Genomic DNA, 14,686 nt, shown 5'->3' on the forward strand with positions numbered 1-14,686 from the left:
TGTCTGATTCTACATGAGCGGCGCATTTCGCCAAATGTTGTCCATCGCTGTTAGAGCTTCAATCCAGCCGGCGCAAGCGGCGGCGGAAAGCCTCGGCCATGCTCAGTTCGCGTGGGCCGGGCAGGATGCGGAAGGATTCCCCGGCGCGCAGTGTGCCGGTTTGCAGTACTGCCAGATAAAAGCCGCAATGGCCGCTTTGCGCCATCAGCTTCACCGCCAGGCGCATGTCCATGTGCGCCTGGAACTTGAAGCAGGGCTGGCGCGGTTCGGTAATCTGCAGCCGGCAATCGGCAAATTCCAGCACATCGCCCACGTAGGCATGCTGTTCCAGCAGGCCGCTGATGGTGAGGTTTTCTCCCAGCATGCCGTGGTGCAATGCACTGCCGGCATGGCGCGAACCATGCTGCTGGCAGGCTTGCTGCCAGAACGGGTAGTGTTCCAGCGGATAGGCGTAAACAGCCTTGGCCAACCCGCCGTGCACCGTGGGGTCGGCCTGCTCGTCGCCGGCCAGCCCCAGCTTGCCCACCGCAATGGCTTCGGGCCGTTGCAGGGTGCTGACTGGCAGCTTGTTGATGCCACTCATGATGCGGCGGCCTTCGATCAGCATGGGGCTGACCGCCGCCAGATTGATGGAGTGCAGGGTGTGGCTGTCTGTCATGTCTGCCTCATGCTGTTTGATTGGCCATGGCACCCACCAGCGCCGCCAGCGCCAGGCAACTGGTCAGGCCGGGGGATTCGATGCCGTACAGATTGATCAGCCCGGCCACGCCATGCTGTGGCGGGCCCTGGATGACAAAGTCGGCATCCGGCTCGTCCGGCCCTGCCAGTTTGGGGCGCACCCCGGCATAGCCCGGCTGCAATGCGCCGTCCGGCAATTGTGGCCACCAGCGGCGGATGCTGTGATAGAAGGCAGCGGCGCGCGCCGGGTCCAGCCGGTAGTCCACGCCGTCTATCCATTCCACATCCGGGCCGAAGCGCGCCTGTCCGGCCAGATCCAGCGTCAGGTGGCAGCCCAGCCCGCCCGCTTCCGGCAACGGGTAAATCAGCCGCGAGAACGGCGAACGCCCGCTCAGGCTGAAATACACGCCACGGGCATAGTGGGCCGTCGGGATGGTTTCACGTGGAACACCGGCCATGCTGCTGGCGACAGCCGGTGCCCACGCCCCGGCTGCGTTGATGACCGATCTGGCCTTGATGGTGATGCCGGCGATTTCCAGTTCCATGCCATCTGCCACTACCCGGCCACGGCTGAGCGGGGAATGACAGGCCAGTTGCGCGCCGTGGGCTTCGGCATCAGCCAGCAGGGCTTGCAGCAAGGCATGGCTGTCCACGATGCCGGTGGAGGGGGACAGCAAGGCGGCATGGACGTTTAGTACCGGTTCCAGCGCCCGCACCCCGGCGGCATCCAGCCATTGCAGATCATCCACGCCATTGGCGGCAGCGCGGCGGGCAATGTCCTGCAAGCGCGGCATATCGGCAGCGGTGTTGGCCAGCAGCAGCTTGCCGATACGCTGGTGCGGGATGTGCCGCTCGGCGCAATAGCGGTACAGCATGGCACGGCCCTGCACGCACAGCCGCGCCTTCAGGCTGCCCGTAGGGTAGTACAGGCCGGCGTGAATCACCTCGCTGTTGCGGCTGCTGCAATGCTGGCCAATCTGGCCTTCGGCCTCGCAAATCAGCACTTCGCGCCCGGCCATGGCCAGTTGGCGGGCAATGGCCAAGCCCACCACGCCGGCGCCTATCACCACGCAATCGACCTGATCCATCACAGCCGCCCGGCCAGTTGTTCTGCTGCCAGCCAGCCCAGCAAGTGAATGTCCTCGGCCAGCTGGGTGGACCAGGGCTGACCGCAATTGATGCGCAGGCAGTGGCCAAAGCGCGGCTCGGCAGAAAACACCAGACCGGGGGCAAAGCTGATGGAGCGGGAGAGCGCAGCTTCCAGCAGGGCCTGGCTGTCCAGCCCCTCCGGGCCTTCCACCCACAGCAGCATGCCGCCTTGTGGCCGCCGCACCCGGGTGCCGCGTGGAAAGGCGGCCAGCACCGCATCGCTCAGTTGTTCCATTTGCTGTTTCAGCTGCTGGCGGATGCGCTGGCGGATGCGGGCGTAGTCGCCGCTGGCCAGCACCTCGGACAATACCGCCAGCAAGATGGCCGGGCTGACCAGGCTGCTGCTTTCGCGCAGCCGCTCCAGCGCGGCGTGGTGACGCCCGCCGGACAGCCAGCCCAGGCGGAAGGCCGGGGCAAAGCTCTTGGTAAAGGACGAGCAGTAAATCACGTCGCCGTCGCGGTCCCAGGCCTTGAGCGGAGCCGGGTGCTGGTTGCCAAAGTACAGCTCGCCAAACACATCGTCCTCGATGATGGTGAGCCCGTGGCGGCGCGCCAGTTGCAGCAGGCGTTTTTTGTTGTCGTCCGGCATCAGCGCGCCGGTGGGGTTCTGGAAGTTGGTCACCGTCACCAGGCATTTCACCGGGGCACCGTGGCGCAGGGCGAATTCCAGCGCCTCCAGCGACAGCCCGGCATCCGGCGTGCAGGGAATTTCCAGCGCCTTCAGGCCCAGTGTTTGCAGGGTTTGCAGCAGGCCGAAGTACACCGGGGTTTCCACTGCCACCACATCGCCGGGGCGGGTGAGGTGGCGCAGCGACAGGCTGATGGCTTCGGTAATGCCCTGGGTAAACAGGATGTGGTCGGTGGGGATGTCCAGCTGCCAGCTGCCCGCCAGTCGGCGTATTTGCTGATACAGCTGTTGCTGGTCGGCAGTGGGCAGGTAGGCACCAATCAGCTCCGGCTGGCGGGCCAGCCGCATTTGCATGCGCCGCGACAATTCCTGCGCCGGATACAGGCTGTGGTGCGCCTCGGCCATGTGCAATTGCTGGCGGATGGACGATGCCGACAGGCGAATCAGATTGCTCATGCGGCTGTCCACATCCACCAGCGCGGCAGCGGTGGGGCCGGGCTGGGTGGCATTGCCATCGGCCACATGACGCGGCAAGGCCGCAAAAAAGCCGCTGCGCGGACGTGCCACCACGCGCTGTTGTTCTTCCAGATGGCGGTAGGCCGCCAGTGCCGTCAGCGTGTTGACGCCGTGTTCGGCCGCCAGTTGGCGTACTGCCGGCAGGCGGCTGCCCGGCGGCCATTCGCCACTGTCCAGCCGCGCTTGCAGCTGGCGGGCGATATGCAGGTAGAGCGGAGTGTCGGTCATCGCTGTTCTATATAACAGATTCAGCCCAGTCTACGCTGTTTGTCCGCCGTGTGGGAAGGCAGATGCCGCGTCTTGGCTTACCCTGTATGCATTGATGCCATTTGGAGTTCATCCATGTCCACGCTTTCCCCGCGAGAGTCTCCTGCCAGCCAGACGCATGCTGATCGTGTGCCGTTCAGCTGGTCCCATTTCTCGCCTTCGGCCGGGCTTGCCGCAGTGTTGGCACTGCTGGTGGGCTATTCCGGCCCCTTTCTTATTATTGTGCACGCCGCCCAGTCCGCCGGGCTGAGTGCCGCCCAGCTTGGTTCCTGGGTATGGGCGGTGTCCATTGCCTCCGGCGTGGCCGGTATCTGGCTGACGCTGCGCTGGCGCGTTCCGGTGATTACTGCCTGGAGCACGCCCGGTGCGGCCTTGCTGCTGGCCGCCCTGCCCGGCGTGCCGTATGGCGAGGCGGTGGGGGCATTTCTGGCTGCCGCCGTCATTGTCACCCTGGTGGGGGTGAGTGGTGCCTTCGACAAGCTGATGAAGATTTTCCCGGCCTCGCTGGCGGCCGCCATGCTGGGCGGCATCCTGTTCCACTTTGTTGCCGATGTGGCCGGTGCCGCCAGCCAGCAGGCGCTGCTGGTGGTGCCGATGACGGTGCTGTTCTTCATCGGCCGCAAGCTGTTTCCACGCTTTGCGCTGCTGGCCGCCATTGGCCTGGGCCTGACCATTGCCAGTTGGCAAGGCATGTATGGCACGGCGGGCAGCTGGCAGGGTAGCAGCGGCCCCTTGTTCACCATGCCGCAGTGGTCATGGACCGCTTTCGTCAACCTGGCCTTGCCGCTGGCGCTGCTGGCACTCACCAGCCAGTTCTTGCCCGGCATGGCGGTGCTGTCTGCTTCCGGTTACCACATTCCGGCCCGCTCGCCGGTTACCGTGCTGGGTCTGGCCTCGGTCATCACCGCGCCGCTGGGCGGGCATGGTGTGACGCTGGCGGCCATCATCGCCGCCATCTGCACCGGGCCGGAAGCCCATCCGGACCCGCAACGCCGCTATATGGCCGGGCTGGTGTGCGGTGCGCTCTACATCGTGCTGGGCATTGCCGGTGGCGCACTGGCCGGCCTGGTGCTACTGCTGCCCAAGGCGCTGGTGGTGACTGCCGCCGGGCTGGCGCTGTTCGGCACGCTGGCCTCATCGCTTACCGCCGCGTTGATGGACGAAGGCCACCGCGAAGCCGCCTTGCTCACCTTTGTGGTGGCTGCATCGGGTGTCACCATCGCCGGGCTGGGTTCACCGCTGTGGGCGGTGCTGGCCGGTGGCAGCGTAAGCTGGCTCTTGAAGGCGCGCCCCAAAAGCACGCCGGCCAGCAAGCCGGTGATGCAGGGAAAAAACTGAGCGTTGAGTCAGACAAAAAAATGGCCGCCTGCATGTGCAAGCGGCCATTTTTTATTGGTAGGACAGGGTGAAGGTGGCGCGGGCAGAGAGGGAACCCGGTGTAATGGCACCGGTGCGTACATAAGAGGCGGTAAACGGAAAGCTCTGTGTGCCGATGAGGTTGGAATTCAGCACAATCTGCCCGGCGGTGCCGGTGGCGGAAGAGTCTGGACCAAATGCGATGATTTTACCATTGTATGTAAGTTGAATACCCACCCCTTTTGCAGTGGAGCCGGCCATCGGAATCAGATAAGTGCCAGTATTAAGATTATTGCTGTTATCGGTAAAGGTAATGTTCAGATTGGTGAGGCTAGGGCAGTTGATAATAATATTGAATGGCATATTGCCACTGATACTGTTGATGCTGGAAAGACTGGTGCGACTGATGGTTGGTAAAGTAATGGCCGTGGTGCTGCCGCTTTGCAAGCTACAGGTAGACGTTGCGATATTCAGGTTGTCAATAGTGACGGGGTAAAAAGTGCGGTAAACTGGTCTCGCGCCATTGGGTACACCGAGGATGTACGATACCACTGCATTACTTTTTACTGTGATTTGTACATTATTAGTATTGGAAATCGGGCCAGTTTTATATAGTTGAACACGGTATCTTCCTTTGAAGATGGTTGGCGTTGTGGATGGCCATGTTATTGTGTCAGTGCTGCAATCGGCCGTGCGGTCAGACCAGATGGTGATGTTGCAGGGTGATGTTAATTCCATTCCTATGGAATAGCCAATGCCTGGAATATTGGTTGCATAGATTGCTTTGCCATTTATTTGGGTAATGGAAACCGTGCTCTGAAAGCCCAAACCATTTCTTAGGTTGTACTCGGTGGGTGGGGTAAATGTATTGTCGCAGGTGGCAAGCGTGGTGCTATTGGAAACCATTTCGCTGCCTATCATTTGGTAGAGCGGTATGTCTCTATTAAACTGAATATTATTGGTAGAAAGTGAGATGGGGGCGGCAGCCGTGCAGCCATAAGAAAAAGCGGGTGATGAGTGCAGTGTAAGGGATAAAACAAGCAGACATAAATAAGAAAGCGGCTGGCTGATAACCCGCCGGAAAATGCGAACTCTTAGCAATACCGCACCAATAGCCGAATAGAGCTTCAGCAAAAATATGGTAATAAGTTTCACTTTCATTATTTCATTACTCCACTCGCATAAAAAGATAATTAATAGCAAGAATGGGGCATGAGAATTGATGAGAAAATTCTTAATCATGAAAGGAAGGTGCTTGTTTTTTTCGGCTATACCCCATGCGTACTGCTTGCCAACGTGTGTCCTGGCTGCTGAAGACTGACCATAAAAGCACGCCGGCCAGCAAGCCGGTGATGCAGGGAAAAAACTGAGCGTTGAGTCAGACAAAAAAATGGCCGCCTGCATGTGCAAGCGGCCATTTTTTATTGGTAGGACAGGGTGAAGGTGGAGGTGGCCGTTAAAGAACCTGGCGTCACCGTGCCGGTACGAATATACGATGCTGTAAATGGGAAGGTCTGCGTGCCTATAAGGTTGGAATTCAGCAAAATCTGGTTGGTGGTGCCAGGGTCTGCAGAGTCCGGGCCAAAGCTGATGATATTGCCGTTGTATTGCAGTTGAATACCTACGCCTTTGGCGGTGGAGGTTGCTGCAGGTGTCAGAATATTCGTGGTTTGGCCAATTTTGTTATTGTCAGTAAAAGTAATATTTAGCTTGGTGAGGCTGGGGCAGTTAACAATAATATTAAAAGGAGTGTTACCAGCGCGGCTGCCTTGGCTCGGTAAGGAAACAATTGATAGCGTAGGAAGATTAATATTAGTGATGCTTGCACTTTTTAGTGCACAAGTGGGTATGGTCATACTGAAAGAGTTAAAGCTAATTAATGAAAAAGCTGTGTAATTATTTTTTTCGTTGAGTTCGACAAAAACCTGGGATGATCTTTGGATATTGTTTGAACTAATTAATTTTGCCAGTTTATAAAATTGCAAATGTGTTCGTGCTCTATAATCAAATATTAGCCCGCTGCTGATCGGCTGGCCTGCGCAAATATCGAGTGCTGAAGCATTCAGCCATGCAGTTCCAGCACTGGTACAAAAATTTGTTGGTTCGATTCCGATAGCATAGCCTACCGCAGGATTGGTAGTGGCATAGATATTTCTGCTATTGATTTGAGCAATAGGATTGCTACTTAAAGAAGAAGATAAGCGCAGGATGCGCGGTATGGACGATGTCGTATCGCAAGTGAGAACTGTTTGGGATGTGGATATGATTTCATTTCCCAGCGGCATATTGATGCCGACGGAATCTTGATTAAAAGTTATATTGGGTGAGGAAGAAATGTTGGCAAGATTTAAATTGCAATTTGCAAAGCCTGTAACTGGGAAGAAAGTGAGAAAGACAAGTAGCGGGGAGAATGCTACTTTTTTAATTCCTAACTGATAGTATATATGAGTATGTATGACGAAAAGCTGGATAATGTATTGCAATTGAAATCTCCTTTTAACGAAACCTGTAAAAAATTAAGATTTTTGCTGTGCCTATTATTTTAAATATATTTACATTTAAAATAAATGCAATCAGAAAAAACATGGGTATTTTGTGATTTTTCTTAAACTTTAGAGACCAGTCTGTTGAAGCTGAATTGGCTGCATTAACTGACCCCGGTACAGTGTCCGCTCTGTATGCAGTCCGCAGTTTGAGCGATTTTGCGCCATAAAATGTCAGCCAGCCGGGGTTCTGCTGCTGCTGGTATGGCCAGATAAGGAGTGTGAGTGATGTTTTCTGCTGCTACCTATCAGCAGCGCCGTAGCGCGCAGCAGCAGCCCATGCCGGACAGCCTGTTGTTGTTTGTCGGCAATGTGGATACGCGGATGAACTACCACGACAACATCTTTTGCCACTGTGCAGGATTCCCGTTTTGGCTATTTCCTTGGTAGACCCGCCGGGGACGTCGGCACTGGCCGGTGGCAGCGCAAGCTGGCTCTTGAAGGCGCGCCCCGAAAGCACGCTGGCCAGCAAGACGGTGGTGTAAGGCAAAACCTGAGTATTGAGTCAGACAAAACAATGGCCGCCTGCATCTGCAAGCGGCCATTTTTTATTGATAGGACAGGGTGAAGGTGGCGGTGGATGTCAAAGAACCTGGCGTCACCGTGCCGGTACGAATATACGATGCCACAAATGGGAAAGTTTGCGTGCCTATAAGGTTGGAATTCAGCAAAATCTGGTTGGTGGTGCCAGGGTCTGCAGAGTCCGGGCCAAAACTGATGATATTGCCGTTGTATTGCAGTTGAATACCTACGCCTTTGGCGGTGGAGGTTGCGGCAGGTGTCAGGATATTCGTGGTTTGGCCGATCTTGTTATTATCGGTGAAAGTGATATTCAAACTGATATTGCTCGGGCAGCTAATAGTCAGGCTGAATGGCGTACTGCCTGCACGACTATTTATGCCGGGTAAGGCATTACTGGTAATTTTGGGAAGGTTAATATTGGTAATGCTGCTTGATTGCAAGCTACAGGTGTAGAGTGTCAGGTTGAATGGATTGGCTGACATGTATGATTTATAATTATTGGCGCTGCCGTCTGTAAAAGCCTCATTTAGTGTGAATGAATTCTTGAATATGGAAATATTCTTGGCATTGCTTATCGGGCCGGTTTTGTAAAGCTGAAAATGTAATCTTGCATTAAGATTGGGAGGGATTTTTAATTTGCATGTGGTGAACGGCACCCATTGAATGGTGTTGGAGCAAAAATTGGTTGGCTCCAATGCCACTGCATAGCCGATACCTGCTGCGCTGGTTGGGTAAATTGTTAATCCATTGATGGTGTAGCCACCACCACCCGGATCCCAGATATAACGTTCAAGGTCGCCAGTGCAGGTGAAAATATCCTGCGCAGCAGTAATACGCTCGCTGCCTATTTTTCCATTAAGTGGAATCGAGTGTAAATTGAATTTGAGATCGGGGAAGGTGACAAGTACATCAGTGGCTGTGCATGCGGCAAAGCTGGCTGTTGTATAAAGAAGTGAAAAAACGATTAAGGAAAATAGTTTCCGATTTAATTGAGTGAAACGGGAGGGTATTGCGCTAATAAATCGGAGAGAAATATGGAATGAGCGGATGATATTTTTCCACGGAGGTATATGGTAATCCATGTTTTGGCTCTTTATTAAAATGATAATATAGTCGGAAAAATGAGAGCATTTGTATGCGATGTGACAATTTCTTTTACTAAATTAAAAATGAATAATGTAAGCAAGAAATAAAATTAACAAATAAAAGAAGCCGCGATTGCACTGGATTACGTAGATTCGCCGCGTATGAATGAGCGTGTGGGTTTGTTATAGTGAATTTATCGCGTTTTCATAATAGACGAAATCAAGGCTGAATTATTGCCAAAATTATTATGATGAGATTAATAGTACATATCTCATTTTGACTATGATATTTCTGAATATTTAATTAGAAACAGCTTTCTTCGAAGGTTGGCTGCTGGTCACCACACTGTTTGCAATGGTGGGTACCGGGAAAATAATGACTGCACTGGTCAGCTTCTGGCTTGCCGTGTACAGTGTCTGTTCTGTATACAATCCGCAGTTTGAGCGATTTCCCGCCATAAAATGCCAGCCAGCCGGGGTTCTGCTGCTGCTGGTATGGCCAGATAAGGAGTGTGAGTGATGTTTTCTGCTGCTACCTATCAGCAGCGCCGTAGCGCGCTGCAGCAGTCCATGCCGGACAGCCTGTTGTTGTTTGTCGGCAATGTGGATTCGCCGATGAACTACCACGACAACATCTTTCCCTTTGTGCAGGATTCCAGCTTCCGCTACTTCTTTGGCCAGAACCAGCCGGGCATGGCGGCGCTGATGGACACCGCCGCAGGCAGCACTACCCTGTTCGGTAATGAGCCGGAGGTGGCCGACATTGTGTGGACCGGGCCGCAGCCCACGCTGGCCGAGCGCGCCGCCACTGCCGGCATCAGCCACAGCCAGCCTTATGCCGCGCTGGAGCAGGCCGTGGCCGCAGCCCGTGCTGCCGGGCGCGCCGTGCATTATCTGGCACCCTACCGTGGCGAGACCAGGCTGGAGCTGGGCCGCCTGCTTGGCGTGCATCCGGCCGAGGTGGCGGCTGGGTTTTCCGCTGCGCTGACCCGCGCGGTGGTGGCGCTGCGTGAAATCAAGAGCGCGGAAGAGGTGGCGGAAATGGAAGCCGCGCTGGCGGTGACCGGTGCCATGCATGTGGCGGCAATGCAGGCCTCGCGTCCGGGCGTGGTGGAACATCAGGTGGTGGGCATCATGGAGGGCATCATACGCCGTCACGACTGGCAGCTGGCTTATCCTTCCATTTTCTCGCGCCGGGGCGAGGTGCTGCACAACCATGCTCACGACAATGTGCTGCAAAAGGGTGACCTGGTGTTGAACGACACCGGCTGTAGCTCGGGTGGCGGCTATGCCAGCGATATCACCCGCACCTTCCCGGTGGGCGGGCGTTTCAACCAGCAACAGCGCGAGTTGTACAACATCGTGCTGGACATGCAGTTGCAGGCCATTGCCGCCATCAGGCCGGGTGTGCGCTATCTGGATGTGCACAAGCTGGCCGCAGCTGTGATGGTGGAAGGCATGTGTGCGCTGGGCTTCTTCCATGGCCCGGTGGAGGAGATTGTCGAGTCCGGTGCCTATGCCATTGCCTTCCCGCATGGACTGGGGCATCAGATCGGTATGGACGTGCACGATATGGAAGGCCTGGGCGAGGAGCTGGTGGGCTATGACGACAGCGTGCAGCGCAGCGGGCTGTTCGGCCTGGGCTATCTGCGGCTGGGCAAGGCACTGAAGGCGGGCATGGTGCTGACGGTGGAGCCGGGTATTTATTTCATTCCGGCACTGATTGCTGCCTGGCAGGCCGAGGGCCGGCACAGCCAGTACATCAACTATGCGCGCTTTGCCGACATGAGCGGTTTTGGCGGCATCCGCATTGAAGACAATGTGCTGGTGACGGAAACCGGTAGTCGTGTGTTGGGCGAGCCGATTCCCAAAACCGTGGAAGAGCTGGAAGCCATCATGCAGATGTAAGCCTTGCAGCCAGAAAAGAAACCGCCGTCATCGGCGGTTTTTTCGTTGCGGCCATGGTGGGCCGTACTGGCCATGCTACGCGCTGGCATGACCGTGGTGTCTGGCCGACATGGCAAAGATGCCGTACAAGGGGCAGGTCAGGCAGGGGAGGCCGATGATTTGTCAGCATTGCTTGTGACACTGCCAGCAATTGCTGAACAGGCAACACTTATTTGCAGCTTGGGCTTAAGCGCGGCCTTGCATCCGGAAAATCCTGCCTAGAATGAAATCTGGACCGGTGTGGGGGAGACAGCGCCGGTACAGCCCGTCAGCGACGTGTCAGCCAGCCTGCCGCGCCACTGTGACCAGGCCTTGCAGCCTAGCCAGACAACAACATCGATCCAGCTGGAGAGTCACATGGAAACTTCATTTCAAGCGCTGCCATCCATGGCCATGCCCAAACATACCGATCTGGTTCATCTGGACCAGCGCCCGCAGCGCCCCATCAATCTGAAAAGTCCGGCCCTGGAGGTGATGACCGATTTGCGCATCATCGACCCGGTGAGTATTGGCGAAGATGAAATGCTGCGTCATGCCCACAATCTGATGATCAGCCGCGGTATCCGCCTGCTGTTTGTGCAGGATGACGACAGCCGGCTGGTGGGCTTGATTACGGCTTCCGACATTCTGGGCGAGCGCCCGGTGCAGTGCATGCTGGAACATGGCAAACGCCACGATGAAGTACTGGTGCGCGATGTGATGACCCCGCGCAGCGAGCTGGAAATGCTGTCGCTGGCTGATGTGCAGAACGCCACCGTGGGGCATATGGTGGCCACGTTGAAGCAGCAGGGCCGTCAGCATGCGCTGGTGGCAGAGCTGGATCTGAACACCGGTCATTACCAGCTGTGTGGCATGTTCTCTTCCTCGCACATGGCACGGCGGCTGGGCATGCCGCTTAATTTCATGCGCGTGCCGCAGGCGCTGTCGGAAATCCAGCATGCCTTGCTGCACGAAGGCTGATCCCTATGCGGCGGGCCGGGCTTATCTGCCTTAGCCCGCTGTGTCTTGTGGCACCGCCGTGCTGTACTTGGTGGTTTCCATCACCACCAGCGATTCAAACTCGCGCACATTGTCATTGCTCATGATGTGTTCGCGGCAGAAGCGCTCGTAATCACCCATATCGCGTACCAGCACCACCAGCACAAAGTCCGGCCGCCCGGTGACGTGATAGCACTCCACCACTTCCGGTGCGGCGCGGATGGCTTGTTTGAATGCATCCACCAACGCAATGCGCTCCCGTTCCAGAATCACGTTCACCACCAGCCGCAGTGGCCGACCCAGCACCGCCGGGTCTACCAGTGCCACTTCGCGGCGGATGATCCCCTCGCTGCGCAGCCGTTTCAGCCGCCGGGTAACGGCGGTGGGCGACAGGCTGACGGCTTCGGCCAGTTCGTCGTGAGTGCGGCGCGCGTCCTCCTGTAGCAGGGCCAGCAGTTTGCGGTCGTAGCTGTCCAGCTGTTTGTCCTCGGCCATCTCAGTATTCCTGCATTGGATATTCGAAATCTTCAGTTTGCGTGCATTCTGCTGCAGTAAAACGCATCAGTGCAAGCTGGTGCGCTGCTTAAACTGGCGGCATCCATCGGAGATGCCGCATGTCAGCTTCCAGCACTACCCTGAACCCTTTTCTGTCCCACAAGGCTACGCAGTCACGCTGGCTACCGCTGGCACTGTTTGCCGGGCTGGTTACCTTGTGGGCCTACAACTACGTGGTGATGAAGCAGACCTTGCAGGCCACCACGCCCATCACTCACCTGATTCTGCGTACCACGCTGGGCAGCCTGACGCTGTTTGGCGTGCTGCTCGCGCGCGGCAGGGCCATCCGGCCGCAACGCCTGCTGCAGGCTACGCAGGTAGGGTTAAGCACCACCTGTCTGTACAGCTTGTCCATCACCTTGGCGCTGGTGACGGGGGCCGCCGGGCGGACTTCGGTGCTGGTGTTCACCATGCCGTTTTGGGTGGCGCTGCTGTCACGCTGGCTGTTGGCCGAACCGTTTGGCCGCCGTACCCGGCAGGCGCTGGTTGCCGGTTTTGTCGGGCTGATGCTGATTGTGGCACCCTGGCAGCTGCATGGCGGGGTGCTGCCGATGTTGCTGGCGGTGCTAGCCGGCTTTTTCTGGGCGCTGGGTTCGGTGCTGAGCAAGCGGGCGACGCGCTGTGGCCAGCTCGACAGCCTGAATTTTTCTGCCTGGCAGGCCTTGATTGGCCTGCTGCCCCTGCTGGCTTTGTGGCCGTGGGCGGACTTTGCCCATATTCAATGGTCGGTCGGTTTTGTGCTGGGACTGCTGTATGCCGGGGTGTTGTCCAGTGCGGTGGGTTGGCTGGCCTGGCTGTGGCTGCTGAAACGCCTGCCGGCCAGTACGCTCAGTTTCAATGCGCTGGTGATACCGTTATTGGCGGTGGCCATGGCTGCGCTGCAGCTGGGGGAATGGCCGCTGGAGCGTGAGTTGGCCGGGATGTTGCTGGTGGGGATGGGGATTGTGCTGATTGCCCGGCGCTGAGCTGGGCTTGCCAAGCAAAAAGGCCGCTGCAGAGCGGCCTTTGGCATGTGGGAGGCGTGGTGTCAGACCACCAGCGAAATCAGGGTACCGACGGTTACCGCCGCCGCTGCCCAGCGCCCGGCGGTGAAGTAGCTGTTTTCTGTCTGGGTGGGGGCCGGTGCCGGGTCGGCGGCGGGGTCCGGCAGATTCAGCACGCCATAGGTGAAGGACTTCACCGCAGAAGGCGAGCTATCGTCCGCGCTGGCGGCATTGCTGTCACTGCCCGCAGCATCGGCCTTGCCCTGGCTTTGCAGCTTCACAATGGTGGAAGGTGAAGCGTTGCTGGCCGTCTTGCCGTCCTTGTCCAGTGTGGTGCCGTCCTTGCTGCCCTTGGCGGCTGTCTTGCCGGGGCTGGCTAGCGTGCTGGTGCCGCTATTGTTCACCGCGTTTGTTTTGCTGATATCCATCACGGTCTCGCTGCATACAAATGATGATCGGATGCTTCATTATCGGCATGTGGCAGCGGCGACATGAGGGGGCAAGATGTAAAGATAAGGTAAAGAAAGGTTAAGCGATGGCGTGACAGGCTTAATCCAGCTGCTGCACTGTGTCGCCGGCGGCGGCGCTGCAATCATCCGCCATGTCGTCCCAGCCTCGATGTGTGATCAGGGTTTTGCCGCGCAGGCAAACCTGGATGCGCTCGGTGCCTTCGGCCTGCTGGCGCACAAAACCTTCAATGGCAGTGGGCAGGCTGAGCAGATAGCGGTTTTCCGCCAACTCGCTGTCCGGGTGGTCGCCATTGTGCACCAGCGGTACCACATTGGTGGCCCACACCATGTAGCGGTGTTTCACATCGACGGTATCCGGGCGGTAACGCTGTTGTTGCAGCCAGTCCTGTGCCTGCTTGCGGCCATCACCTGCGCGCGGCAACTGCCCCCAGGCGTGGGCCAGCAGCTCAACCAGCCACTGGTTGCAGTTCTGGTAGCGGGTGGAAAAGGGGTAGGCGTTGGCGCTGTAATCCGCCCCCAGCAGTTGCAGTGACAGCTTGTTGTCCAGCGCGGCCTGTACCAGTTGGTCTTCCTGTTTGGCCGGCAACAGCAGGATGGACAGGTAGACATTGCTGCCTTGTGGCTGGTCGATCAGAAAGCCCGGCAGGCCCTGGTCGTACAAATGCGGTCGCTGCTCGTCACAGGCGTAATACAGCTGGCGTACCGACCAGGGAGAGTTGGGATTGTTGCGCAGGCTGATGCCGGCGTGCGACAGGCGGATATGAAAGCGTTCCAGGTCCAGCCCGGAGCGGGAGATGATGGCCGCCTGATGGCCGGATTCATCCAGCAGCTGGCGTACCTGCTGGCTGAACAGCAGCAGGTCGCTCTTGCGTGCCACGCTCTGCTGCGATGACTGCTCGCAAAACAGCAGCGAGCCGGCAGCGGCCGGTTTGACCAGACAGGCCGACACCGCCAACAGCCCTGCCAGCCACCACGCCTTCATGCGCAGGTTTGGCGACATGCCAGGCAG

At 57.3% G+C, this 14,686-nt stretch carries 13 protein-coding genes; 4 read left to right on the forward strand and 9 right to left on the reverse strand.

The annotated features are described in order from the left end of the window. Positions 1–58: 58 nt before the first annotated feature. From GSR16_RS20565 to GSR16_RS20575, 3 genes are read right to left on the reverse strand one after another with little or no spacing between them, the layout of a single operon-like run. Complete coding sequence (locus GSR16_RS20565; RefSeq protein WP_159880606.1) at positions 59–658, reverse strand: MOSC domain-containing protein; 600 nt, start codon at positions 656–658, stop codon at positions 59–61. A 7-nt stretch (positions 659–665) separates the two neighbouring features. Continuing rightward, positions 666–1,766, reverse strand: coding sequence for an NAD(P)/FAD-dependent oxidoreductase (locus tag GSR16_RS20570; protein WP_159880607.1), 1,101 nt, complete (start codon positions 1,764–1,766; stop codon positions 666–668). Continuing rightward, on the reverse strand, positions 1,766–3,199 hold the full coding sequence (locus GSR16_RS20575; RefSeq protein ID WP_159880608.1) for an aminotransferase-like domain-containing protein: 1,434 nt from the start codon (positions 3,197–3,199) through the stop codon (positions 1,766–1,768). Before GSR16_RS20575 ends, GSR16_RS20570 begins: the two co-directional genes overlap by 1 nt. 114 nt (positions 3,200–3,313) lie before the next feature. Here GSR16_RS20575 and GSR16_RS20580 point away from each other — a divergent pair, with 114 nt between their 5' ends. Then, positions 3,314–4,576, forward strand: a complete 1,263-nt coding sequence (locus GSR16_RS20580; RefSeq protein WP_159880609.1) for a benzoate/H(+) symporter BenE family transporter — start codon at positions 3,314–3,316, stop codon at positions 4,574–4,576. A gap of 51 nt (positions 4,577–4,627) precedes the next feature. Here the strand turns inward: GSR16_RS20580 and GSR16_RS20585 are convergent, their stop codons facing one another. From GSR16_RS20585 to GSR16_RS20595, 3 genes are all read right to left on the reverse strand, one after another. After that, positions 4,628–5,998: a fimbrial protein gene (locus tag GSR16_RS20585; RefSeq protein WP_159880610.1), complete on the reverse strand. Its 1,371-nt coding sequence runs from the start codon at positions 5,996–5,998 to the stop codon at positions 4,628–4,630. Between the two features lie 17 nt (positions 5,999–6,015). Further along, positions 6,016–7,077, reverse strand: a complete 1,062-nt coding sequence (locus GSR16_RS20590; protein WP_159880611.1) for a fimbrial protein — start codon at positions 7,075–7,077, stop codon at positions 6,016–6,018. A gap of 608 nt (positions 7,078–7,685) precedes the next feature. Further along, positions 7,686–8,741, reverse strand: coding sequence for a fimbrial protein (locus GSR16_RS20595; RefSeq protein ID WP_159880612.1), 1,056 nt, complete (start codon positions 8,739–8,741; stop codon positions 7,686–7,688). A gap of 522 nt (positions 8,742–9,263) precedes the next feature. On the opposite strand from GSR16_RS20595, the gene GSR16_RS20600 reads away from it, so the two are divergent. After that, a complete protein-coding gene (locus GSR16_RS20600) occupies positions 9,264–10,652 on the forward strand; it encodes an aminopeptidase P family protein (protein ID WP_159880613.1) in 1,389 nt (462 codons plus the stop codon). Between the two features lie 396 nt (positions 10,653–11,048). Continuing rightward, complete coding sequence (locus GSR16_RS20605) at positions 11,049–11,651, forward strand: CBS domain-containing protein (protein WP_159880614.1); 603 nt, start codon at positions 11,049–11,051, stop codon at positions 11,649–11,651. A 30-nt stretch (positions 11,652–11,681) separates the two neighbouring features. Here the strand turns inward: GSR16_RS20605 and GSR16_RS20610 are convergent, their stop codons facing one another. Next, positions 11,682–12,164 carry an Lrp/AsnC family transcriptional regulator gene (locus GSR16_RS20610; RefSeq protein WP_159880615.1) on the reverse strand — a complete coding sequence of 161 codons (483 nt, stop codon included), beginning with the start codon at positions 12,162–12,164 and terminating at the stop codon, positions 11,682–11,684. 119 nt (positions 12,165–12,283) lie between these two features. Between GSR16_RS20610 and GSR16_RS20615 the strand changes: the two genes are divergently transcribed. Then, positions 12,284–13,189, forward strand: coding sequence for a DMT family transporter (locus GSR16_RS20615; RefSeq protein WP_159880616.1), 906 nt, complete (start codon positions 12,284–12,286; stop codon positions 13,187–13,189). Between the two features lie 62 nt (positions 13,190–13,251). Here the strand turns inward: GSR16_RS20615 and GSR16_RS20620 are convergent, their stop codons facing one another. Next, positions 13,252–13,635, reverse strand: coding sequence for a hypothetical protein (locus tag GSR16_RS20620; protein WP_159880617.1), 384 nt, complete (start codon positions 13,633–13,635; stop codon positions 13,252–13,254). Between the two features lie 121 nt (positions 13,636–13,756). After that, a complete protein-coding gene (locus GSR16_RS20625; RefSeq protein WP_159880618.1) occupies positions 13,757–14,677 on the reverse strand; it encodes a DUF2145 domain-containing protein in 921 nt (306 codons plus the stop codon). Between the last annotated feature and the right edge of the window lie 9 nt (positions 14,678–14,686).

It is taken from the genome of Aquitalea denitrificans, from assembly GCF_009856625.1.
Taxonomy (GTDB): Bacteria; Pseudomonadota; Gammaproteobacteria; order Burkholderiales; family Chromobacteriaceae; genus Aquitalea; species Aquitalea denitrificans.